The sequence below is a fragment of the Streptomyces sp. NPDC046931 genome, assembly GCF_040644655.1.
Lineage (GTDB): Bacteria > Actinomycetota > Actinomycetes > Streptomycetales > Streptomycetaceae > Streptomyces.
Window position 1 is genome coordinate 692,407 of the sequence record NZ_JBEYWX010000001.1, and the last position, 20,430, is coordinate 712,836.

General features: G+C 71.7%; 23 protein-coding genes. 6 read left to right on the plus strand and 17 right to left on the minus strand.

What is annotated here, in order from left to right:
• Positions 1-39 precede the first annotated feature (39 nt).
• The gene (locus ABZ876_RS03090) at positions 40-822 is read right to left on the minus strand and encodes a polysaccharide deacetylase family protein (protein WP_361773384.1); all 783 of its coding nucleotides are present in this window, start codon (positions 820-822) and stop codon (positions 40-42) included.
• Positions 823-1,121: 299 nt separating this feature from the next.
• Here ABZ876_RS03090 and ABZ876_RS03095 point away from each other — a divergent pair, with 299 nt between their 5' ends.
• Positions 1,122-2,294 carry a methyltransferase domain-containing protein gene (locus ABZ876_RS03095; RefSeq protein WP_361773387.1) on the plus strand — a complete coding sequence of 391 codons (1,173 nt, stop codon included), beginning with the start codon at positions 1,122-1,124 and terminating at the stop codon, positions 2,292-2,294.
• Between the two features lie 48 nt (positions 2,295-2,342).
• Here the strand turns inward: ABZ876_RS03095 and ABZ876_RS03100 are convergent, their stop codons facing one another.
• Genes ABZ876_RS03100 through tsaB form a run of 4 tightly spaced genes read right to left on the minus strand, consistent with a single transcriptional unit; the run spans position 2,343 to position 4,867 of the window.
• Positions 2,343-2,600 carry a hypothetical protein gene (locus ABZ876_RS03100; RefSeq protein WP_361773390.1) on the minus strand — a complete coding sequence of 86 codons (258 nt, stop codon included), beginning with the start codon at positions 2,598-2,600 and terminating at the stop codon, positions 2,343-2,345.
• Positions 2,597-3,694, minus strand: coding sequence for a tRNA (adenosine(37)-N6)-threonylcarbamoyltransferase complex transferase subunit TsaD (tsaD, locus tag ABZ876_RS03105; protein WP_361773393.1), 1,098 nt, complete (start codon positions 3,692-3,694; stop codon positions 2,597-2,599). The genes ABZ876_RS03100 and tsaD overlap by 4 nt, the downstream gene beginning before the upstream one ends.
• Positions 3,687-4,217: a ribosomal protein S18-alanine N-acetyltransferase gene (gene rimI, locus ABZ876_RS03110; protein ID WP_361773396.1), complete on the minus strand. Its 531-nt coding sequence runs from the start codon at positions 4,215-4,217 to the stop codon at positions 3,687-3,689. The genes tsaD and rimI overlap by 8 nt, the downstream gene beginning before the upstream one ends.
• The gene (tsaB, locus tag ABZ876_RS03115) at positions 4,214-4,867 is read right to left on the minus strand and encodes a tRNA (adenosine(37)-N6)-threonylcarbamoyltransferase complex dimerization subunit type 1 TsaB (RefSeq protein WP_361773399.1); all 654 of its coding nucleotides are present in this window, start codon (positions 4,865-4,867) and stop codon (positions 4,214-4,216) included. Before tsaB ends, rimI begins: the two co-directional genes overlap by 4 nt.
• Positions 4,868-5,064: 197 nt before the next feature.
• On the opposite strand from tsaB, the gene ABZ876_RS03120 reads away from it, so the two are divergent.
• Complete coding sequence (locus tag ABZ876_RS03120) at positions 5,065-5,616, plus strand: hypothetical protein (RefSeq protein WP_361773402.1); 552 nt, start codon at positions 5,065-5,067, stop codon at positions 5,614-5,616.
• A gap of 36 nt (positions 5,617-5,652) precedes the next feature.
• On the opposite strand, the gene ABZ876_RS03125 is transcribed toward ABZ876_RS03120, so the two are convergent.
• The 8 genes from ABZ876_RS03125 to ABZ876_RS03160 all read right to left on the minus strand — a co-directional run bounded on the left by ABZ876_RS03125 (position 5,653) and on the right by ABZ876_RS03160 (position 12,137).
• Positions 5,653-5,826: a hypothetical protein gene (locus tag ABZ876_RS03125; protein WP_361773405.1), complete on the minus strand. Its 174-nt coding sequence runs from the start codon at positions 5,824-5,826 to the stop codon at positions 5,653-5,655.
• Positions 5,827-6,021: 195 nt separating this feature from the next.
• Positions 6,022-6,549, minus strand: a complete 528-nt coding sequence (gene tsaE, locus ABZ876_RS03130; RefSeq protein WP_361773408.1) for a tRNA (adenosine(37)-N6)-threonylcarbamoyltransferase complex ATPase subunit type 1 TsaE — start codon at positions 6,547-6,549, stop codon at positions 6,022-6,024.
• Complete coding sequence (locus ABZ876_RS03135) at positions 6,518-7,747, minus strand: alpha/beta hydrolase (protein WP_361773411.1); 1,230 nt, start codon at positions 7,745-7,747, stop codon at positions 6,518-6,520. Before ABZ876_RS03135 ends, tsaE begins: the two co-directional genes overlap by 32 nt.
• Positions 7,748-7,815: 68 nt before the next feature.
• Positions 7,816-8,979, minus strand: coding sequence for an alanine racemase (alr, locus tag ABZ876_RS03140; protein WP_361773414.1), 1,164 nt, complete (start codon positions 8,977-8,979; stop codon positions 7,816-7,818).
• Positions 8,980-9,364: 385 nt separating this feature from the next.
• A complete protein-coding gene (locus ABZ876_RS03145; protein ID WP_361773417.1) occupies positions 9,365-10,798 on the minus strand; it encodes an NAD(P)H-hydrate dehydratase in 1,434 nt (477 codons plus the stop codon).
• 43 nt (positions 10,799-10,841) lie between these two features.
• Complete coding sequence (locus tag ABZ876_RS03150) at positions 10,842-11,213, minus strand: holo-ACP synthase (protein WP_361773419.1); 372 nt, start codon at positions 11,211-11,213, stop codon at positions 10,842-10,844.
• Between the two features lie 93 nt (positions 11,214-11,306).
• On the minus strand, positions 11,307-11,612 hold the full coding sequence (locus ABZ876_RS03155) for a hypothetical protein (RefSeq protein WP_361773422.1): 306 nt from the start codon (positions 11,610-11,612) through the stop codon (positions 11,307-11,309).
• Between the two features lie 114 nt (positions 11,613-11,726).
• Positions 11,727-12,137 (minus strand): ATP-binding protein, encoded by a 411-nt coding sequence (locus tag ABZ876_RS03160; RefSeq protein WP_361773425.1) that lies wholly within the window; start codon positions 12,135-12,137, stop codon positions 11,727-11,729.
• 223 nt (positions 12,138-12,360) lie between these two features.
• Between ABZ876_RS03160 and ABZ876_RS03165 the strand changes: the two genes are divergently transcribed.
• Both ABZ876_RS03165 and ABZ876_RS03170 read left to right on the plus strand, forming a co-directional pair.
• Positions 12,361-13,212: a helix-turn-helix transcriptional regulator gene (locus ABZ876_RS03165; protein ID WP_361773428.1), complete on the plus strand. Its 852-nt coding sequence runs from the start codon at positions 12,361-12,363 to the stop codon at positions 13,210-13,212.
• Between the two features lie 8 nt (positions 13,213-13,220).
• Entirely contained in the window at positions 13,221-13,445 is a 225-nt protein-coding gene (locus ABZ876_RS03170) for a DUF397 domain-containing protein (protein WP_361773431.1), read from the plus strand.
• Here the strand turns inward: ABZ876_RS03170 and glmS are convergent.
• Positions 13,406-15,253: a glutamine--fructose-6-phosphate transaminase (isomerizing) gene (gene glmS, locus ABZ876_RS03175; RefSeq protein WP_361773434.1), complete on the minus strand. Its 1,848-nt coding sequence runs from the start codon at positions 15,251-15,253 to the stop codon at positions 13,406-13,408. The genes ABZ876_RS03170 and glmS overlap by 40 nt on opposite strands.
• Positions 15,254-15,490: 237 nt before the next feature.
• On the opposite strand from glmS, the gene coaA reads away from it, so the two are divergent.
• A complete protein-coding gene (coaA, locus tag ABZ876_RS03180; protein WP_361773930.1) occupies positions 15,491-16,459 on the plus strand; it encodes a type I pantothenate kinase in 969 nt (322 codons plus the stop codon).
• Positions 16,460-16,558: 99 nt separating this feature from the next.
• Here coaA and glmM read toward each other — a convergent pair whose 3' ends face one another.
• The 3 genes from glmM to rplM all read right to left on the minus strand — a co-directional run bounded on the left by glmM (position 16,559) and on the right by rplM (position 19,178).
• Positions 16,559-17,917 (minus strand): phosphoglucosamine mutase, encoded by a 1,359-nt coding sequence (glmM, locus tag ABZ876_RS03185; RefSeq protein WP_361773437.1) that lies wholly within the window; start codon positions 17,915-17,917, stop codon positions 16,559-16,561.
• A 262-nt stretch (positions 17,918-18,179) separates the two neighbouring features.
• Positions 18,180-18,692 carry a 30S ribosomal protein S9 gene (rpsI, locus tag ABZ876_RS03190; protein ID WP_103837531.1) on the minus strand — a complete coding sequence of 171 codons (513 nt, stop codon included), beginning with the start codon at positions 18,690-18,692 and terminating at the stop codon, positions 18,180-18,182.
• 42 nt (positions 18,693-18,734) lie between these two features.
• Positions 18,735-19,178 carry a 50S ribosomal protein L13 gene (gene rplM, locus ABZ876_RS03195; RefSeq protein WP_146463583.1) on the minus strand — a complete coding sequence of 148 codons (444 nt, stop codon included), beginning with the start codon at positions 19,176-19,178 and terminating at the stop codon, positions 18,735-18,737.
• 337 nt (positions 19,179-19,515) lie between these two features.
• Between rplM and ABZ876_RS03200 the strand changes: the two genes are divergently transcribed.
• Positions 19,516-20,391: a hypothetical protein gene (locus ABZ876_RS03200; RefSeq protein WP_361773441.1), complete on the plus strand. Its 876-nt coding sequence runs from the start codon at positions 19,516-19,518 to the stop codon at positions 20,389-20,391.
• The last annotated feature ends 39 nt before the right edge of the window (positions 20,392-20,430 follow it).

Sequence of the window (20,430 nt, forward strand, 5' to 3'; positions counted from 1 at the left end):
GCGGCGGCGCGCCGCGCGAGCGGGGCACCCCGCACCGGTCTACAGGTAGTCCTCCAGACGTCCCACCGTGAAACCCCGTGACTGGATACGGCGCAGAAGCCGGGTTGTCTCCGCGGTCAGGGAAGCAAGGGGGCGGCCCGCTTCGTGGGGCAGGACGATGTCCCCCGAACGGGGTGCCGCGTCCCCGCCGTGACGGCCCGTTCCCGGGCTCGGGGCGGGACGCCACAGGATGAGCGCCGTGATGCCGCAGTCCGCAGCGGCCCGCAGCGTCGTACGGTCGTACCTGCCGTACGGCGGCCGCAGCAGCCGGGGCAGCACTCCCAGCCTGGCCTTCAACCGGTCGCGCTGGCCGCAGATCTCGGCGCGCTGCTCGTCGTACGGGCGGCCGCGCAGCGCGGTGCGGTCCAGGGTGTGGTTCTGGATGACGGCACCGGCCGCGCGCAGCCGTGCGGCGCGCGCATAGCCCGGTCCCACGGCACGGTCGGTGAGGAACACGCTCACCGGCAGCCGCAGTTCACGGACCATGTCGACGAAACGGGAGTCGTCCTCGGCCCCCTCGTCGTAGGTGAGGAAGACGACCTTGTCGCGGGTGGGGACACGGTCGAGCGCCACCGGCAGGCGCTCCTGTGCCCCGCCGAGAGGGCGAGGCGGCCGGGGTGCGGGCGCGAGCGGGGCGGCGAGGCCCCAGCGCCGGTAGGCCCGCTCGTGGGATGCGTGCGTGCGGTGCACCCTCTGCGCCGCCTTCCTGCCCAGCCGTTCGATGGGGTCGACGGACGGGGCGCAGCCGGACAGCAACACGACGGCGCCCGCTCCGGCGGCCATCACCCGCAGGAGCCGCCGTCCCCTCAGCCGCGCCCTCAGCCGCGCCCGCAGCCCTCCGCTCGGCCGTCGCCTCGGCAGCCCCCTCGGCCGCCCCCTCACAGGTGGTCCCCCGGGCGCGCCGCCCAGCGCCTGGCGGTGTCGATGCAGCCGGACGCGAGCGCCGGGAGACCGTTCGCACTCTTTTGGTCATTTTGTCGTACGATCCGCATGCTGTCGGATCCTTGCAGCCGCCGAGAGTCCCGGCGGGCCGACACCGCGGCCGGGCGCACGCCATCCACCGACTGGCCGACAATGGCCCCGTGAACGACCTCTGCCTCGACTCCCTGCTCAGCCCCGAGGGCCGCGCCCTCCTCGACCAGGTGCGCGGCACCGCACCGGCCGAGGAACTGGCCGTCGCCACCCGGCTGCGCCGCGAGCACCCCGCCGAACTGGTCTCGGCGGCCCTGACCCAGGCGCGGCTGCGCGAGCGGGCGGCGGCGAAGTTCGGGGCCGAGGACGCGGGGCGGATGTTCTTCACTCCGAACGGCGTCGAGCAGTCGACGAGGACGGCGGTCGCCGCCCACCGGGCGGCCCGGCTGCGGGCGCTCGGCGTCACCTCCGTCGCCGATCTGTGCTGCGGCATCGGCGGCGACGCGATCGCGTTCGCCCGGGCCGGCATCCGGGTGCTGGCCGTGGACCGCGACCCGCTGACCGCGGCGGTGGCACGGGCGAACGCCGAAGCGCTCGGCCTGTCCGCGCTGATCGAGGTGCGCGAGGACGATGTCACGCGGGTGGACGTCTCGTCGTACGACGCCGTCTTCGTGGATCCGGCACGACGCGGCGGGCGCGGACGCATCTTCGACCCGGAGGCGTACTCACCCCCGCTGTCCTGGGCCGTGGCCACGGCCCTCAAGGCGCCGCGCGCCGCGCTCAAGGTCGCGCCCGGCATCCCGCACGAGGCGGTGCCGGCCGAGGCGGAGGCCGAGTGGATCTCGGACGGCGGGGACGTGAAGGAGGCGGTGCTGTGGTTCGGCACCGAGCCCGGACTCGTCCGGGCCACGCTGCTGCCCGGACCCCGCGCGCTGCGCGGCCGTGGCCTGCCCGACCCTCCGGTACGTCCGCTCGGCCGCTATCTGTACGAACCCGACGGCGCCGCGATCCGCGCGCATCTGGTGGCGGAGGTGGCCGCGGAGGTGGACGGCGGGCTGATCGACGAAACGATCGCCTACGTGACCTCGGACGCGCACCACGACTCCTCCTACGCCACCGCCTACGAGATCACCGACCGACTCCCCTTCAATGTGAAGAAGTTGAAGGCCCTGCTGCGGGAGCGGCAGGTCGGGATCCTGACGGTGAAGAAGCGCGGCTCGGCGGTCGAGCCGGAGGAACTGCGCCGCAAGGTCATGCCCAAGCCGCACGGCCCCCGCGCGGTGACCGTGTTCCTGACCCGGGTCGCGGGAGCACCGACGATGCTGCTGGGCCACCCGGCCTGAGCGGCGTCGGCGCCGGCACCGCCGGCCCCCGGGACAAGGCCGTACGGTTCAGCCGCCGTCCACCGACTCGAAACGCCAGCGGTGCACCGCCCTGGTCACCAACTCCCTGCCGGGCTCGGGGAGTTCGGGAAGCTCCGCGGCGAGGTCCGCGTCCCACCAGGTGATGACGAGGACACGGTCCTCGGGCGCCCGGAAGGTCTCGCGCCGCGGCGGAGGAGGCGTCAGCTCCTGGGCCCGCGCCCAGGCCAGCAGGTCCTCGCCCCGCCCGGCGACCGCCCGGGCCTCCCACATCAGCGCGACCGTCACGAGTACAGGTTCTCCTTGCCGACCTCGTGGACATGGTCGTGGCCGTGCCCCTGGCCGGGCACATGCGGATCCGTCACCGGCAGCGACGAGTCCGCCGACAGGTCCCAGTCCGAGGCGGCCCGCCCGCGGGCGACCATCTCCGCGCCCAGCGCCGCGACCATCGCGCCGTTGTCGGTGCACAGCTTGGGACGGGGCACCCGGAGCCGGATCCCGGCCGCCTCGCAGCGCTCCAGGGCCAGGGCGCGCAGACGGGAGTTGGCCGCCACACCGCCGCCGATCATCAGATGGTCGACGCCCTCGTCCTTGCAGGCCCGCACCGCCTTGCGGGTCAGCACATCCACCACCGCCTCCTGGAAGGAGGCCGCCACATCGCGCACCGGCACCTCCTCGCCCGCCGCCCGCCTGGCCTCGATCCAGCGGGCCACGGCCGTCTTCAGACCGGAGAAGGAGAAGTCGTACGCGGGATCGCGCGGGCCGGTGAGTCCGCGCGGGAACGCGATCGCCTCCGGGTCGCCTTCCCTGGCGTACCGGTCGATGACCGGGCCGCCGGGGAAGCCGAGGTCCAGCACACGGGCGATCTTGTCGAAGGCCTCGCCCGCCGCGTCGTCGATGGTCGCGCCCATGGGCCGTACGTCGGAGGTGATGTCGGTGGAGAGCAGCAGCGAGGAGTGCCCGCCGCTGACCAGCAGCGCCATCGTCGGCTCCGGAAGCGCGCCGTGTTCGAGCTGGTCCACGCAGATATGGGAGGCGAGGTGGTTCACCCCGTACAGCGGCTTGCCCAGGGCGTACGCGTACGCCTTGGCCGCCGAGACGCCGACCAGCAGCGCGCCGGCGAGGCCGGGGCCGGCGGTGACTGCGATGCCGTCCAGGTCCTTCGCGCTCACCCCCGCTTCCTTCAGCGCCCGGTCGATGGTGGGCACCATCGCCTCCAGGTGTGCGCGGGAGGCGACCTCCGGGACCACGCCGCCGAAGCGCGCGTGCTCGTCGACGCTGGAGGCGACGGCGTCGGCGAGCAGGGTGGTACCGCGGACGATGCCGACGCCGGTCTCGTCGCAGGAGGTCTCGATCCCCAGGACCAGGGGTTCGTCAGCCATTGTTCTCGGTTCCTCGTACTGATGGGGAGCCCGCGGCGAAGTCGCCGTCGGGCGCTGTGGTCAGGCGCATCACCAGGGCGTCCACGTTTCCCGGCTGGTAGTAGCCGCGTCGGAACCCGATGGGCTCGAAGCCGTAGCGCTCGTAGAGCTTCTGCGCGCGCACGTTGTCGACCCGGCACTCGAGCATCACCTGGGCGCACTCGAACGCCGTGGCGGCCCGCAGCAGTTCGGTGAGCAGCCGTCCGCCGAGTCCCGTGCTCCACCGGCCGCGGGCCACGGCGATGGTCTGGATGTCCGCCAGGTCGCCCTGGGCGGCCAGCCCCGCGTAGCCGACCACCCGCTCGCCGTCGACGGCCACGATGTACCGCCGGGTCGCCCCGGGCCCCCGGGAGTGCGCCAGCTCGGACCAGAACATGCCCCGCGACCAGGCGTCCTCGGGGAAGAGCTCCTTCTCCAGCTCGAGGACGGGGTCGATGTCCCACCAGCGCATCTCGCGCAGCACGGGTGTCAGGGGCGCGGTCACTTGGGGGTGACCACCTTGTAGTTCCTGGGCACCTGCGCGTCGGGGCGGCGCAGGTACAGCGGGCGGGGTGGAGCCAGTTCCTCGCCCGCCGCCAGTTTCTCGGCGGCCAGGGACGCGAGCGCGGCCGCCGAGACGTGCTCGGGCTCGTGGGCCTGCGGGAACGTGTCGGGGTAGAGCAGCGCGCCGGCGCCGACGGCGGGCAGGCCCGCGACCTGCTCCGCGATCTCCGCGGGCCGGTCCACGGCGGGCTCGGTCGCCCGGGTGCGGGCGTTGTCGTACCGCGCCCAGTAGACCTCCTTGCGGCGTGCGTCCGTGGCCACGACGAAGGGCACCTCGAGGTCGGAGGCGTAGGCGAGGCCGTCGAGGCTGCACACGCCGTGCACGGGCACGCCGAGCGCGAGACCGAAGGTGTCGGCGGTCATGAGCCCGACCCGCAGCCCCGTGTACGGGCCGGGGCCCACGCCCACGACGATGCCGGTGACGGCGTCGAGCCGGGTGTCCGCCTCGGCGAGGACCCGGTCGACGGCGGGCAGCAGCAGTTCCCCGTGCCGGCGTGCGTCGACCTGGCTCGACGAGGCGATGACGGACGTGCCGTCGTGCAGGGCGACGGTGACGGCGGGAGTGGCGGTATCCAGAGCGAGCAAGAGCACGCAAACAGCGTACGGCGCCCACGCCCGGCGCACGGCCGGGCCGGTCCGGCGCGCGCCTGCTGCTACCGTCACAGCGAAGGCGTACGACGGAATCGGTGATCGAATCGGTAAGTCGTACGACACGTATACGAGGCGTGTACGAGATGTATCCGGGCGACGCACTGCTTCCGCGTGCGGGGGTCGAGAGGTGGGCACAGGTGGCTAGGAGCAGCTCGGGATTCGTGGCCGGGCTCACCGTGGCGGCCGTCGCCACGGTCGGTTTCCTCGCCTACCAGGCGTCGGCGCACGTACCCGACACCCTGGGCAAGCCGCAGGTGAAGAACTCCCCGGGGGCTCCGTCGCAGACGCCCCGGACCAAGAAGAACCCGGCGGCCCTGCCCGGGGGCTCCGGCACCGGCGAGCGGGTCGTGTACGCACTCGCCGACGACCGGGTGTGGCTGGTCGGCCCGGACAACAAGGCGCAGCGCACGTTCACGGTCACACCGGGGACGGTGGACCCGCGGCCGGGCACCTACGAGGTGACCTCCCGGACCGCCACCGGGACCGGTTCGGACGGTACGCCGGTCGAGCACATCGTGCGGTTCGCGGCGAACCACGGCGTGGTGATCGGCTTCAGCGCGGCGATGGACGGTTCGACGGCCAAGCCCCGCGCCTCGAAGAAGCTGGGCGGGATCCGTGAGTCCCGTGCGGACGGCACGGCGATGTGGGAGTTCGCGACGACCGGCCAGAAGGTCGTCGTCATCCAGTAAGGACCGGCCGGCCCTCCCCCTGGGGAAGAACCCGCCCTACGCGGCCCTGCGGCGCTCCTCGGCCGCCGGTGTCGCGGGGGGCGCCTGCGGTGCGGGGTCGCGCGGCGGTGTCGAGACGGCCTTCGCCGCGGCGCACGACGCCAGCAGGTCCCGCATCGACACCCCTGCCGCCGCGCGCGGCAGCGCCTCTTTGCGTTCCGAAGCCGGCATGGACGCCTCCTGGACTCGCGGGGGCGGCATGGTTAGGCAGACCTAACCACGGACTGGTATCCATGTGACCACGCCCGGCACCTGCGGCGCAACACTTTGCCGACGCCTTGTCGGCATGTCCGACCGAAGATACGAAACGCCCCGCACCCGGAGTCTTGGCTCGGGGTGCGGGGCGGAAGCCCGGTGACGGCGCCCTCAGGCCGACAGCACGGCCAGGTCCACCGCCGACCAGCGGCGTCCCAGGCCCCTCAGGGTCACGTGGCGCACCTCGTCCGTCGTGTCCCCGACCGCACGGTGGATGACCACGTGCAGCCGGTCGTCCGCCAGCTCCTCGACCTTGCCCTCGCCCCACTCCACGACGACCACGGAGTCCGGCAGCGAGACGTCGAGGTCGAGGTCCTCCATCTCGTCGAGCCCGCCGCTCAGGCGGTACGCGTCCGCATGGACCAGCGGCGGGCCGTCCCCGAGGGACGGGTGCACCCGGGCGATCACGAAGGTCGGCGAGGTGACCGCGCCGCGCACCCCCAGCCCCTCGCCGAGGCCGCGGGTCAGCGTGGTCTTGCCCGCCCCCAGCTCGCCGTTCAGCATCACGAGGTCGCCGGCGCGCAGCAGCTTGGCCAGACGGCGCCCCAGCTCCTGCATCTGTTCGGGGGAGGTGACGGTGAACTCGGCGGTGACGCCCGGCAGCGTCTCAGCCGGGCTGTGCGGTGCTGGTGCTTCCATAGCCCCCCACGGTAGCCCCTGCCGGAACCGCTCCCGAGCGCATCAGGAGGTCGGCGAGGCGATCGGTGACGACCTCGGGGTGCTCCAGCATCACCAGGTGCCCGGCGTCCGGCACCAGCACCAGTTCGGCGTCGGGCAGCAGACCGGCGATCGCCTCACTGTGCTCGCTCGGCGTCACCAGGTCCCGGACACCGGCCAGCACCAGCACGGGAAGGCCGGCGAAACGGGCCAGCGCCTCGGTCTTGTCGTGGTCGGTGAACGCCGGATAGAACTCGGCGACCACATCGATGGGCGTTGCCTCGATCATCCGCTCGGCGAACCGGGCGACGGCCGGGTCGATGTCCCGGGAGGCGAACGAGTACCGCTTGATGATCCCCGCGAACAGGTCGGCGGTGGCCCTGCGCCCCTTCTCCACCAGCTCGGCCTGCTGCCCCAGCGCCTTCAGCACGCCGGGCAGCACGCGCCGTATCGCGTTGACGCCCGCGACGGGCAGTCCGAAGTTGACCTCGCCGAGCCGTCCGGACGAGGTGCCGACCAGGGCCACGCCGACGACCCGGTCGCGGATCAGCTCGGGGTACTGGTCGGCGAGGGCCATCACCGTCATACCGCCCATGGAATGCCCGACGAGGACGATCGGACCCTCGGGCGCGGCCGCGTCCAGCACGGCCTTCAGATCCCGCCCGAGCTGGTCGATGGAGACGGGCGTGCCCTGGGCCTGGGCCACTCCGCGCCTGGAGCGGCCGTGGCTGCGCTGGTCCCAGTGCACGGTCCGCACCACGCCGCGCAGCGCGGCCCGCTGGAAGTGCCAGGAGTCCTGGCTCAGGCAGTAACCGTGGCTGAAGACGACGGTGACCGGGGCCGGGGCCTTGCGTCCGAAGAGCCGGCGGCGGCGCGGTGCGGGGCCGCCCTCCGGCTCCACGTCGTCGACCTCGTAGTGCAGCTCGGTGCCGTCGTCCGCGTACGCCTTGCCGGGGGTGCCGCGGAGCGAGCCGTAGGGGCCGGCCGAGTCGAGGGCGAGCCGGGCCTTGCGGCGCATGCCCCGGCCGACCGTCATCCGCTCCAGTGCGACACCGGCCGCGGCGCCCGCCGCGACGACGCCTATCGCGGCGCCGGCGAGGCCGGCGATGCGCCAGCTCCCGGTGGTGGTGGAGGTGGCGCCCGCGACGACCTCCAAGGCCTCCGCGCTCGTCTCGCTCACGTCCCCCTCCTCATCGCCGGATGCTCCGCTCGTCCCGCCCTACGCCCGCCCGGGTTCACCCGTGTGGGTTACCCATCTTGTTCCGCCTTCACATTTACGTAGACGCGGGGCACGCGGGTTCCGATCCGGGTCACGATTTCGTAAGCGATGGTTCCGGCCGCCTGCGCCCAGTCCTCGGCGGTGGGCTCGCCGAGGTCACCGGGGCCGAAGAGGACGGCCTCCGTGCCGGGCGGCGGCTCGTCGCCGCCCAGGTCCACCACGAACTGGTCCATGGCGATCCGGCCCGCGACCGTACGCAGCTTGCCGTCGACCAGGACCGGTCCGGTGCCGGAGGCGTGGCGCGGGATCCCGTCCGCGTAGCCGACGGGGATCAGGCCGAGGGTGGTGCTGCCGGGGGTGGTGTACAGATGGCCGTAACTGACGCCGTGACCGGCGGGGACCTGCTTCACCAGGGCCAGCGCGGCCTTCAGGCTCATCACCGGGCGCAGTCCGAGGTCGGCGGGGGTGCCCAGCTCGGGGCTGGGCGAGAGGCCGTACATCGCGATCCCCGCCCGGACGAGGTCGAAGTGGGCCTCGGGCAGGTTCAGCGTGGCGGGTGAGTTGGCGATGTGCCGCACCTCCGGCTGTACGCCCTGCTCCTCGGCGTACGCCACCATCTCGCGGAAACGTCCGAGTTGGGCCTGGATGGAGGGGTGTCCGGGCTCGTCGGCACAGGCGAAGTGCGACCACAGGCCCACGACGGTGACCAGGCCCTCCGCCTCGGCGCGCAGGGCCTCGGCGACGAGTTCCGGCCAGTCCGAGGGCTGGCAGCCGTTGCGCCCGAGGCCCGTGTCGGCCTTGAGATGGACACGGGCGGGCGCGCCCGCGGCGGCGGCCGCCTCGCGCACCTCCTCCAGCGCCCACAGGCCGCTCACGGAGACGTCGACATCGGCCTCGATCGCCGCACGCCAGGGGCCGCCGGGGGTCCAGAGCCAGCACAGGACGCGCCCGGACAGGCCGGCCGCGCGCAGGGCGAGGGCCTCTTCGGGGGTGGCCGTACCGAGCCACTCGGCACCGGCTGCCAGGGCCGCGCGGGCGCACGGCACCGCCCCGTGGCCGTATGCGTCCGCCTTCACGACGGCCATCAGGGCCGCGCCGGGCGCGAGGGCACGCAGGGCACGTACGTTCGCCCGCAGCGCAGCCAGATCGATCTCGGCGCGGGCGCGCAAGGGTGCTGTCTCAGAACTCGTCATCGCGCCCCCAGTGTCTCAGAGGCCTCCGACGACGTTCCGGCACCGGTCCGCTCGTGGGCGACGACGCGGACGTACGGGCTTCGGCCGGGCATCCGAGGGGCGGGTACTTGGGCCTGCGGCGCGCGCTCTGGGGGTGGCGGATCGGCCCTGCGGCCCGCGTTCCGGGGTGTGACGCGTCAGCCCTGCGGCCCGGCGAGCTTGCGGTCACGCCCGTACGGGGCGGGGACGTACGACTCCGCGCCAACCTCGGCAGGGCGCGGGTCGTGGTCTGCGGTCGCCCCGCGCAGGGCGCGCCCCTGCACGTCCGGTCGCCCCGCACCGGGGCAGCTCGCGGTACGGCGCCGCCGTGCCCGTCCGGGCCACCGGCCGCGCACCGCCCGCGCGTTCAGCCCCGTACGTCCCGCCAGGCCTCCGGGATCGTGTTCGCCACGTCGTGGGCGCCGGCGGGGGCGCCGTCCGCCGCGTAGCGGCCCGCGAGGCCGTGCAGATAGGCCCCCACGCTGCCGGCGTCCCGTGCGGAGAGACCGGCCGCGAGCAGCGATCCGGACAATCCGGACAGCACATCCCCGCTGCCGGCGGTCGCGAGCCACGGCGTACCCGTGGAGTTCACGCGCACCGGCCCGCCACCGGGGTCCGCCACCAGCGTGGTGGAGCCTTTGAGCAGGACGGTCGACCGGTACAGCGCCGCCAGTTCCCGCACCGCCGTGAGCCGGGCGCCCTCCACCTCCTCGCGTGACACGCCGAGCAGCGCGGCCGCCTCACCGGCGTGCGGGGTCATCAGCGTCGGCGCCCCGCGGCCGCGTACGGCGTCCCGGTCGGCCAGCCGCAGCCCGTCCGCGTCGACGAGCACCGGCACGTCCGCCGCCAGGACCTCCGCGACCGTCGCGGCGTCGTCCCCGGCACCGGGGCCGACCACCCACGCCTGCACCCGTCCCGCCTTCGCCGGCCCCCGGTCGGACACCAGGGTCTCCGGGAAGCGGGCGATCACCGCGTTCCCGGCGGGCCCCACATACCGCACAGCCCCCGCGCCTCCCCGCAACGCCCCCGCCACCGCGAGCACCGCCGCCCCGGGGTAGCGCGCGGATCCGGCGGCGATGCCGACCACTCCACGCCGGTACTTGTCGCTCTCCGACCGCGGCAGCGGCAGCCGCGCCGCCACATCCGCGTGCTGCAACGCCTCGAGTTCCGCCCCCTCCGGCAGATCGAGACCGATCTCGACGAGACGTACGGAACCGGCGTACTCCCGCGCCGGATCGATCAGCAGGGCCGGCTTGTGGGTGCCGAAGGTCACGGTGAGGTCGGCGCGTACGGCCGCACCCCGCACCTCCCCACTGTCCGCTTCGACCCCGCTCGGCAGATCGACGGCCACGACGGCCGCGCGCGACTGTGCGGCGACCGCGGCGAGCGAGGCGGCGTCCGGCCGCAGTCCGCCCTTGCCTCCAATGCCGACGATGCCGTCGACGACGAGATCGGCCCGCCGGATCAGCTCCTCGGCGGCCTTCGAAGGCTCCATGACCGAGCCACCGGCCCTCCGCAGGGCGCTGAGCCCGCCCTCATGGGTGCGTTCGGGCTTGAGCAGCACCCCTGTCACCCCCGCCCCGCGCCGGGCTAGCCGCGCCCCTGCGTACAGGGCGTCACCGCCGTTGTCCCCGCTGCCGACCAGCAGCACCACCCGGCTGCCGTACACCCGCCCGAGCAAGTCCGCGCAGGCTGCCGCCAGTCCGGCGGCGGCGCGCTGCATCAGCGCCCCCTCCGGAAGCCGTGCCATGAGCGCACGCTCGGCCGTCCTCACCGTCTCCACGCTGTACGCAGTACGCATACGGTGGAGTCTCCCCCACCGCTCGCGGACCATGACGGAGGCGCTACCCCTCGGCGACGACCACGGCCGAGGCGATGCCCGCGTCATGGCTGAGCGACACGTGCCAGGTCTGCACGCCGAGTTCGGCTGCGCGGGCTGCGACCGTACCCGTCACCCGCAGCCGGGGCTGCCCGCTGTCCTCGACGTAGACCTCGGCGTCGGTCCAGTGCAGGCCGCCCGGCGCGCCGAGGGCCTTGGCCACCGCCTCCTTGGCGGCGAACCGCGCGGCCAAGGAGGCGATACCGCGCCGCTCGCCGCTGGGCAGCAGCAGCTCCTGCGGCAGGAAAACACGTTGGGCCAGCCCGGGCGTACGCTCCAGCGACGCCCGGAAACGGTCGATCTCGGCCACGTCGATCCCGACTCCGATGATGCTCATCCGGGCACTCTACGATCCGTCCGGCGACCGTACGCCCGGCTCCCCGGTGACCAGATCGGCCTGGTGCGTGGCTTCTTGCCGGTCGGCCAATGCTCAGCCCTGCTCGGGACTGGTCCCCGGAACCCCGGGGTCCGCGGCGAACAGATCCTCGGCCGCCGTGGCTGTCAGGGACCGGTCGAACCAGAGGGCGAGAGTGTCGAGGTCGGTGCAGGAGGTGATGCGCTCCCGTGTCTCCTCGGGGACGGGGATCCCGTGCTTCTCCAGGACGCGCAGGATCAGCGATGCGCGGTCTTCTGCCTTGCCTTCGGCTTTACCTTCTGCCTTGCCATCTGCCTTGCCTTCGAGGTAGGCGGTTTCGCGGACCGTTCCCCGGCCGGGGAAGTAGCTGACGAACGACATGATTTCCTTCAATTTCTGTCCGGCCAGGGTGTTACCCGGGCTGATTTCCAGGAAGTCGAAGAAGGTAGTCGGCGGTCTCGGGCCGCTCCTGGAAAATCCGAGCGGCGCAGACGATCAGGCCGCCGCGGCCAGTTCGCACCAGACGACCTTGCCCCGGTTGCCGCCCCTCGTCAGCGGCTGCCAGCCCCACAGATCGGCGCAGGCCCGGACCAGCGCCAGCCCCCGCCCCTCCTCCAGCTGGGCCACCTGCTCCGGCGGCAGGGGTGGCTCCGGAGGCCCGGGGTCGGCGTCCCACGCCCCGATCCATAACACCCCCGCGGACCAGCGCACGCGCAGTGCCGCCGGACCCTTGGTGTGCCGTACGGCGTTGGAGACCAGCTCCGTCGCGAGGAGTTCGGCGGTGTCGACCAGACGGATCAAGCCGTGCATGGTGAGGATGAGGCGGAGGGTACGGCGACTGATGGTGACGGCGCGCGGGTCGTTCGGGATGTACAGGCAGTACTCCCAGGGTTCGATTCCGGGCATGAGCGACTCCGGTTGTTTGCGGCGGGATTCGAGGGCAGACGGTGGCATTGCCGCAGCCGTCATGGCAGGACGGGGCGGTGCGCTTCCGGCACCCCGGCGCATCGAAGCGTGTTCGTTGCGTCACCGACGGTAAGGCATAAATTTCTTCCTCTGCAAGCCGGTCGCGTACCCTGACCCTCGAACGAGTCGCTCCGCCAAGGCCGTTGGAGTCGAGGAGGAAGCCATGCCGCCCAGACGGCAACCCACGGCACGTCAGGCGCGCCTGGGCGCCGAACTGCGTCGGCTGCGCGAGGCCGCAGGGCTCACGGCACGTGAAGCCGCAGCACTGCTCGGCAGCAATTCCGTCCAGATGAGTCAGATCGAATCAGGGATCGCGGGCGTCAGCGAGGAGCGGGTACGGCGCTTCGCCGCTCACTACGCCTGCGCTGACGACGGGCTGGTGGCGGCGTTGGTGGCGATGGCCACCGAACGGACACGCGGCTGGTGGGAGGAGGACCGGGGCACACTGCCCACACCGTTCCTCGACCTCGCGGAGTTGGAGCACCACGCCGCCTACCGCTGGGACGTGGACTTCCTGCACGTTCCGGGCCTTCTGCAGACCGCGGACTACGCACGCGCCCTGTTCTCCTACGTGAACCCGGACTTCCCGCACGGGGAGCTCGAGCGCTGGGTGGAGCACCGCATGAAGCGACGGGTCATCATCGAGCGGCCCCAGCCGATCCCGTACGAAGCCGTGATCCACGAAGCGGCGCTGCGCATCAGGGTCGGCGACCGCGCCACGGCACGGACCCAGCTCACGCGCATCCTGGAACTCTCCGACGCCGACCACGTGGCCGTGCGCGTCGTCCCGTTCGATCTGGACAGCTTCGCGGGCGCCGGAAGCGCCATGGTGTACGCGGGCGGTCCGGTCCCCCGTCTGGACACCGTCGTACGCGACGGCCCTCACGGCACGGTGTTCATCGACGCCGAAGCCCAACTTACCCGTTTCCGAACGCTCTTTCGTAAGGTGAAAGCGGCGTCGATCGAACCCCAACAGTCGCGTGACTTCATCCACAGGCTCGCGAAGGAACTGTGAGGCACACCGTGACCACTCCCGAGAACTGGCGGAAATCGTCCTACTCCGGCGGTGGCGAAGGCAACGCGTGCGTGGAAATCGCCACCGCCCCCACCCACATATCCATCCGCGACTCAAAGACCCCGGCCGAGGGCACCCTCTCCTTCCCGGCCGGAGCCTTCACCACCTTCATCGAAGGACTGAAGAGCGAGACCTACTCCACCGTCACCGACTTCGCCAGGTTTCGCGGCTGATCCACCTCGTTCCCCCGCGCCGTCGCCAGCTCGCAGGCGAACACCTGCAACGGCACCGTCGCGACCAGCGGCTGAAGCAGCGTCGGGGTCACCGGGATGCGGATCAGATGGTCGGCGTACGGGGCCACCGCCTCGTCGCCCTCCTCCGCGATCACGATCGTGCGCGCGCCCCGCGCCCGGATCTCCTGGATGTTCGACACGATCTTGTCGTGCAGGACCGAGCGGCCACGTGGTGACGGCACCACGACCACGACCGGCAGGTCCTTTTCGATCAGCGCGATCGGTCCGTGCTTCAGTTCTCCCGCCGCGAAGCCCTCGGCGTGCATGTACGCCAGTTCCTTGAGCTTGAGGGCGCCTTCGAGGGCCACCGGATAGCCCACATGCCGTCCCAGGAACAGCACGGTGTTCTTCGCGGCGAGCGAGCGCGCAAGCTCCCGTACCGGCTCCATCGTCTCCAGGACCCGTTCGACCTCCTGGGAGATCTTCGACAGGTCGCGGATCACGGCCCGGATCTCGTCGCCCCACTTGGTGCCGCGCACCTGGCCCAGGTAGAGGGCCACCAGGTAGCAGGCGACGAGCTGGGTCAGGAACGCCTTGGTGGACGCCACCGCGACTTCCGGGCCCGCGTGCGTGTACAGCACCGCGTCCGACTCGCGCGGAATCGTCGAGCCGTTGGTGTTGCAGATCGCGAGCACCTTGGAGCCCTGCTCTCGGGCGTGCCGGAGCGCCATCAGCGTGTCCATGGTCTCGCCGGACTGGGAGATGGCGATGACCAGGGTGCGTGGGTCGAGGATCGGGTCCCGGTAGCGGAACTCGCTGGCCAGCTCCACCTCGCATGGGATCCTCGTCCAGTGTTCGATGGCGTACTTGGCGATCAGCCCGGCGTGGAACGCGGTTCCGCAGGCCACGATCACGACCTTGTCGACCTCGCGCAGCTCGGCGGTGGAGATCCGCACCTCGTCAAGCGTCAGCGAGCCGGCCGCGTCGATCCGGCCGAGCAGGGTGTCGGCGACCGCCTTGGGCTGTTCGGCGATCTCCTTGAGCATGAAGTAGTCGTAGCCGCCCTTCTCGGCGGCGGAGGCGTCCCAGTCGACGTGGTACGAGCGGACGCCGGCGGGCCGGCCGTCGAAGCCGGTGACCGTCACTCCGTCCCGTCGCAGTTCCACCACCTGGTCCTGGCCCAGCTCGATCGCGGAGCGGGTGTGGGCGATGAAGGCGGCCACATCCGAGGCGAGGAAGGCCTCGCCCTCGCCGACGCCCACCACGAGCGGGGAGTTGCGCCGCGCTCCCACGACCACGTCAGGGTCGTCGGCGTGCACGGCGACCAGCGTGAACGCGCCCTCCAGCCGCCGGCACACCAGCCGCATGGCTTCCGCGAGGTCCGCGGTGGCGGAGAACTCCTCGGCGAGCAGATGCGCGACGACCTCGGTGTCCGTCTCGGAGGAGAGGTCGTGGCCCCGTTCCTCAAGCTCGGCCCGCAGCACCGCGAAGTTCTCGATGATGCCGTTGTGGACGACGGCGACGCGTCCGGCGTTGTCGAGGTGCGGGTGCGCGTTGGCGTCGGTGGGCCCGCCGTGGGTGGCCCAGCGGGTGTGCCCGATGCCCGTGGTGCCGCTCGGCAACGGCCGTTCTACCAGCGCCTTCTCCAGATTCACCAGCTTCCCGGCCCTCTTGGCGGCCGCCAGGCTGCCATCCGCGAGTACGGCGACGCCCGCCGAGTCGTAGCCTCGGTACTCCAGCCGCTTCAGCCCCGCCACGACGACATCGAGCGCCGACTGCGGCCCCACATATCCCACGATTCCACACATGTGCCGCAGCCTACGGTCCTGACGGCGCCTCGACCTCCCGAATCCTGCCCGAAATCGGAATTTCCCACTGGCGTACGAACACCAGTCAGCCCGTGACGGCGCCGACCGAAGCCCGGGCACGGACTGCGAGCCGCTGCCGGGTACCACTACCCGTGCAGGGCCCCGGCGTGACGCACCCCACCCCGCCACTCGTTCAAACTCCGTTAACAATGGACTGTGATCTCTCCGGTCTCCTCGATGCCCCGGAGCGCCCACCGGCCCAGGCCGGAGGCGACTCCCTACGTGGACCTCACCCGTGCCGAGTGGAGCGCGCTGCGCGACAAGACGCCGCTGCCGCTGACCGCCGAGGAGGTCGAGAAGCTGCGCGGTCTGGGTGACGTCATCGACCTCGACGAGGTGCGGGACATCTACCTGCCGCTGTCCCGGCTTCTCAATCTCTACGTCGGCGCCACGGACGGCCTGCGCGGCGCGCTGAACACCTTCCTCGGTGAACAGGGCTCCCAGTCCGGGACGCCCTTCGTGATAGGCGTGGCGGGCTCCGTTGCGGTCGGCAAGTCGACCGTGGCCCGCCTGCTCCAGGCCCTGCTGTCCCGCTGGCCCGAGCATCCGCGTGTGGAGCTGGTCACCACCGACGGCTTCCTGCTGCCGACCAAGGAGCTCCAGGCCCGCGGGCTGATGTCCCGGAAGGGCTTCCCCGAGTCGTACGACCGCCGCGCGCTCACCCGGTTCGTCGCCGACATCAAGGCCGGCAAGGACGAGGTGACGGCCCCGGTCTACTCGCACCTGATCTACGACATCGTCCCCGGCCGCAAGCTCACCGTGCGTCGCCCGGACATCCTGATCGTCGAGGGCCTCAACGTGCTTCAGCCCGCCCTTCCCGGCAAGGACGGCCGCACCCGGGTCGGCCTCGCGGACTACTTCGACTTCAGCGTGTACGTCGACGCCCGCCCCGAGGACATCGAACGGTGGTACCTCAACCGGTTCAAGAAGCTCCGTCAGACGGCGTTCCAGAACCCGTCCTCGTACTTCCGCAAGTACACCCAGGTCGCCGAGGACGAGGCCCTCGACTACGCCGGCACCATGTGGCGCACCATCAACAAGCCCAATCTGGTGGAGAACATCGCCCCCACCCGCGGCCGCGCCACCCTGGTGCTGCGCAAGGGCCCGGACCACAAGGTGCAGCGGCTGAGCCTGCGCAAGCTGTGAGCCGGGGTGCGCGCCGGTGCCTCGCCGGCGCGCTCACCCTGCCGGGCCGAAGACGGCTCCGGGCCGGCAGGGCGGCCATACCTTCCGGGCGGGGCGGTACTAGCCGAGCGCCGACTTCACCGCGTCCGCCAGACGGCCGGCGACCGACCGGGCCTGGTCGATGTCGGCGGCCTCGACCATGACCCGCACGAGCGGCTCCGTGCCCGACGGACGCAGCAGCACCCGTCCGGTGGACCCCAGTTCCCGCTCGGCCTCGGTCACGGCGGCGGCCAGCTCGGCGGAGGTGGCGACGCGGGACCTGTCGACGTCCGGGACGTTCACGAGGACCTGCGGCAGGCGCTCCATCACGGATGCGAGGTCCTTGAGCGTACGGCCGGTCTGCGCGACCTGGGCGGCCAGCATCAGGCCGGTCAGCGTGCCGTCGCCGGTGGTGGCGTGGTCGAGGATGATGACGTGGCCGGACTGCTCGCCGCCCAGGGCGTAGCCCTTGTCCTTCATCTCCTCCAGCACATACCGGTCGCCGACCGCGGTCTGCACGAGCTGGATGCCCTCGCGCTCCATGGCCAGCTTGAAGCCCAGATTCGACATGACCGTCGCGACAACGGTGTCGGAGCGCAGTGCGGAACGCTCCCGCATCGCCAGCGCGAGCACGGCCAGGATCTGGTCGCCGTCCACCTCCTCACCGGTGTGGTCCACGGCGAGGCAGCGGTCGGCGTCCCCGTCGTGCGCGATGCCGAGGTCGGCGCCGTGCTCGACGACGGCGGCCTTCAGCTTCGCCAGGTGGGTGGAGCCGCAGCCGTCGTTGATGTTGAGCCCGTCGGGCTCCGCGCCGATCGTGACGATCTCGGCGCCCGCCCGGCTGAACGCCTCGGGCGAGACCCGGGCGGCGGCGCCGTGCGCCTCGTCCAGGACGATCTTGAGCCCGTCGAGCCGGTTCGGGAGGACCCCGATGAGGTGGGCGACGTACTGGTCGAAGCCCTCGTCGTACGTCCTCACCCGGCCGACTCCGGCACCGGTGGGACGGCCCCAGGGAGCGCCGGTGCGGTGCTCCTCGTAGACGGCCTCGATCTTGTCCTCCAGCTCGTCGGCGAGCTTGTGGCCGCCACGGGCGAAGAACTTGATGCCGTTGTCGGGCATGGCGTTGTGGCTGGCGGAGAGCATCACCCCGAGGTCGGCTCCGAGCGCCCCGGTCAGATACGCGACGGCCGGGGTGGGCAGCACTCCGACGCGCAGCACGTCCACGCCCGCGCTGGCGAGACCGGCGACCACGGCGGCCTCCAGGAACTCCCCGGACGCCCGCGGATCGCGTCCGACGACCGCCGTCGGCCGGTGGCCCTCGAACGTGCCCGCCTCGGCCAGTACGTGCGCCGCCGCCACGGACAGGCCGAGTGCCATCTCGGCCGTGAGATCCGCGTTGGCGACACCGCGCACGCCGTCGGTGCCGAAGAGTCGTCCCACTGTGGTGTCCTCCGAACTTGCTGCAAATATGCGGCTCATGCCGAGTGTCCAGACCGGCGCGGAATACGTACATCCCCCGGACCCGTCTTGAGGCTTATCCCACGCAACCGTCCCGCGCCTGTCGGGATTGCTCCATAAGCTCCATATGCCGGTGATAAGCACCTTTCCGCGTAAACGAACCGCCCCGGCGGCACAGAGCGTGCTGCCGGGGCGATACGTGCGCGCAGCAGGCGGTACGAGCCTGCGCGACCAGCGGGCGCGATTAGCGCTTGCTGTACTGCGGCGCCTTGCGGGCCTTCTTCAGACCGGCCTTCTTGCGCTCGACCGCACGGTCGTCACGGCGCAGGAAGCCGGCCTTCTTCAGCGGGCCGCGGTTGTTGTCGACGTCCGCCTCGTTCAGGGCGCGGGCGACACCCAGACGGAGCGCACCGGCCTGACCCGACACGCCGCCACCCGCGATGCGGGCGATGACGTCGTAGCGGCCCTCGAGCTCGAGCACCTTGAAGGGCTCGTTCACTTCCTGCTGGTGCACCTTGTTCGGGAAGTAGTCCTCGAGGGTGCGACCGTTGATCTTCCACTTGCCGGTGCCCGGAACGATCCGGACACGGGCGATGGCGTTCTTGCGGCGGCCCAGGCCGGCGGCCGGCTGGGGCTCACCGAAACGGGAGGCGAGGGACTCGGAGGTGTACTCACCCTCCAGCGGGACCTCGGTCTCCGTGGTGTAGCTGTCGATGTCAAGCTCTTCGAGCGGCTGCTCGGCAGTGGTCTCGGCCACGATTCTCCTCAGATTCTCTTCAGTCTTAGGGGGTGGCCGGACTTACTGCGCGACCTGGGTGATCTCGAACGGCACCGGCTGCTGGGCAGCGTGCGGGTGCTGGTCACCCTTGTAGACCTTCAGCTTCGAGAGCATCTGACGGCCCAGGGAGTTCTTGGGGAGCATGCCCTTGACGGCCTTCTCGACGGCCTTCTCGGGGTTGTTCGCCAGCAGGTCGTCGTAGCGGACGGAACGCAGACCACCCGGGTAGCCGGAGTGGCGGTACGCCATCTTCTGGGTCCGCTTGTTGCCGGACAGGTGGACCTTGTCCGCGTTGATGATGATGACGAAGTCGCCGGCGTCCACGTGGGGCGCGTAGATCGGCTTGTGCTTGCCGCGCAGAAGGGTGGCGGCAGTGGTGGCCAGACGGCCCAGGACGACGTCCTGAGCGTCGATGACGTGCCACTGACGCGTCACATCGCCGGGCTTGGGGCTGTACGTACGCACGGTTCGTAGCCTTCGCTTCTTCAGTGAGGTTCCTGACAAGGTCACCGAAGACGATCACGACAGCCCTGACCGCACAGCGGTGACGCAAACCGCGTGCTGGTCGCTGGTCATCGGCCCGGTGGACCGGTGTAAGGGCCCCTCACGTGAGAATGAGCAAGCCAATACACATAACGAACAGCCAGGATAACGGGGGCACCCACACGGGTCAAAACGGGGCCGCCGCGACTCGGCCGCGTCGGGCGGGGGCCCGCAGCCCGGTCTCGCCCGAGCTGGGTTGTTGCCGTTGTGCCCACCGAAGGGGAACAAGGCGGTCCGCGGCGCGTCTAAGATGCGCCGCATGAGTTATGGGCAGGGGGAGCCCCAGTGGGATCCCTGGAAACCGAGTTCCGAGCAGTCGCAGTGGGGCAGCCGGGGCGGCACCCCCGACTGGGCCGCACTCGCCGAGGCCTCCGAGGCGCGCAACAGGCGCCGTCGGCTGCTGCTGATCCTCGGCGGGGCCCTGGCCACGATCGGCATCGGCGCCGCCGTCACGGTGGCGGTCGTGTCCGCGAACGGCAACGCCAATGCCCCGAACAAGCCGGCGGGCGCCCTGCCCAGCACGGCGGACATCCCCAGTGAGAGCGCCGACCCGGCACCGTCCTTCGCGCCGACCTCGGCCCCTCCCCCGCTGAATCCGATGGACTTCATCTCCAGCGCCAAGAAGGACACGGCCCCGATCAGCGCGAACACGCTGCTCCCCGGCACCCAGCTGACCGTGGGCGCGAACGTCTACAAACGAGGCCCCTCGGACGAGAACACCAACTGCGCGTCCGCCGTCCAGGGCACGCTGCCCGCGGTGCTCGCCAAGAACCACTGCACGAAGATCTTCCGCGCCACCTATACCAAGGACGGCGTCGCGGTGACGGTCGGTGTGGCCCTGTTCGACACCGCGTCCCAGGCGACCAAGGCGAAGCAGGGAGCGGACGGCAAGAGCATCCTCAGATCGCTGTTCGGCAAGGGCGTGCCCGCCTTCTGCCGGACGACGGTCTGCCGCTCCACCACCAATTCCTACGGCCGCTACGCCTACTTCACGCTCGCCGGCTTCACCAACGGCAAGGACGTGACGGCCAAGGACGCCAAGGTCTTCGCGGCCGGAGACGACCTGGCCGAGTTCGCCTTCCGCCAGATACGGCGCCGCGGCGAGGCACAGGCGGCCGCGGCCTCCAACCAGTAGCGACACCGGTCTGCGACCAGTGGCGCCACCCGCCAGTAG

What these genes read in the sequence shown, in the direction of transcription:
- ABZ876_RS03090 (WP_361773384.1), bottom strand. Translation starts at nt 822, where the DNA reads ATGGCCGCCGGAGCGGGCGCCGTCGTGTTGCTGTCCGGCTGCGCCCCG.
- tsaD (WP_361773393.1), bottom strand. Translation starts at nt 3,694, where the DNA reads ATGGCTGACGAACCCCTGGTCCTGGGGATCGAGACCTCCTGCGACGAG.
- ABZ876_RS03125 (WP_361773405.1), bottom strand. Translation starts at nt 5,826, where the DNA reads ATGCCGGCTTCGGAACGCAAAGAGGCGCTGCCGCGCGCGGCGGCAGGG.
- tsaE (WP_361773408.1), bottom strand. Translation starts at nt 6,549, where the DNA reads ATGGAAGCACCAGCACCGCACAGCCCGGCTGAGACGCTGCCGGGCGTC.
- alr (WP_361773414.1), bottom strand. Translation starts at nt 8,979, where the DNA reads ATGACGAGTTCTGAGACAGCACCCTTGCGCGCCCGCGCCGAGATCGAT.
- ABZ876_RS03145 (WP_361773417.1), bottom strand. Translation starts at nt 10,798, where the DNA reads ATGCGTACTGCGTACAGCGTGGAGACGGTGAGGACGGCCGAGCGTGCG.
- ABZ876_RS03150 (WP_361773419.1), bottom strand. Translation starts at nt 11,213, where the DNA reads ATGAGCATCATCGGAGTCGGGATCGACGTGGCCGAGATCGACCGTTTC.
- ABZ876_RS03155 (WP_361773422.1), bottom strand. Translation starts at nt 11,612, where the DNA reads ATGTCGTTCGTCAGCTACTTCCCCGGCCGGGGAACGGTCCGCGAAACC.
- ABZ876_RS03160 (WP_361773425.1), bottom strand. Translation starts at nt 12,137, where the DNA reads ATGCCCGGAATCGAACCCTGGGAGTACTGCCTGTACATCCCGAACGAC.
- ABZ876_RS03165 (WP_361773428.1), top strand. Translation starts at nt 12,361, where the DNA reads ATGCCGCCCAGACGGCAACCCACGGCACGTCAGGCGCGCCTGGGCGCC.
- glmS (WP_361773434.1), bottom strand. Translation starts at nt 15,253, where the DNA reads ATGTGTGGAATCGTGGGATATGTGGGGCCGCAGTCGGCGCTCGATGTC.
- coaA (WP_361773930.1), top strand. Translation starts at nt 15,491, where the DNA reads ATGCCCCGGAGCGCCCACCGGCCCAGGCCGGAGGCGACTCCCTACGTG.
- ABZ876_RS03200 (WP_361773441.1), top strand. Translation starts at nt 19,516, where the DNA reads ATGAGTTATGGGCAGGGGGAGCCCCAGTGGGATCCCTGGAAACCGAGT.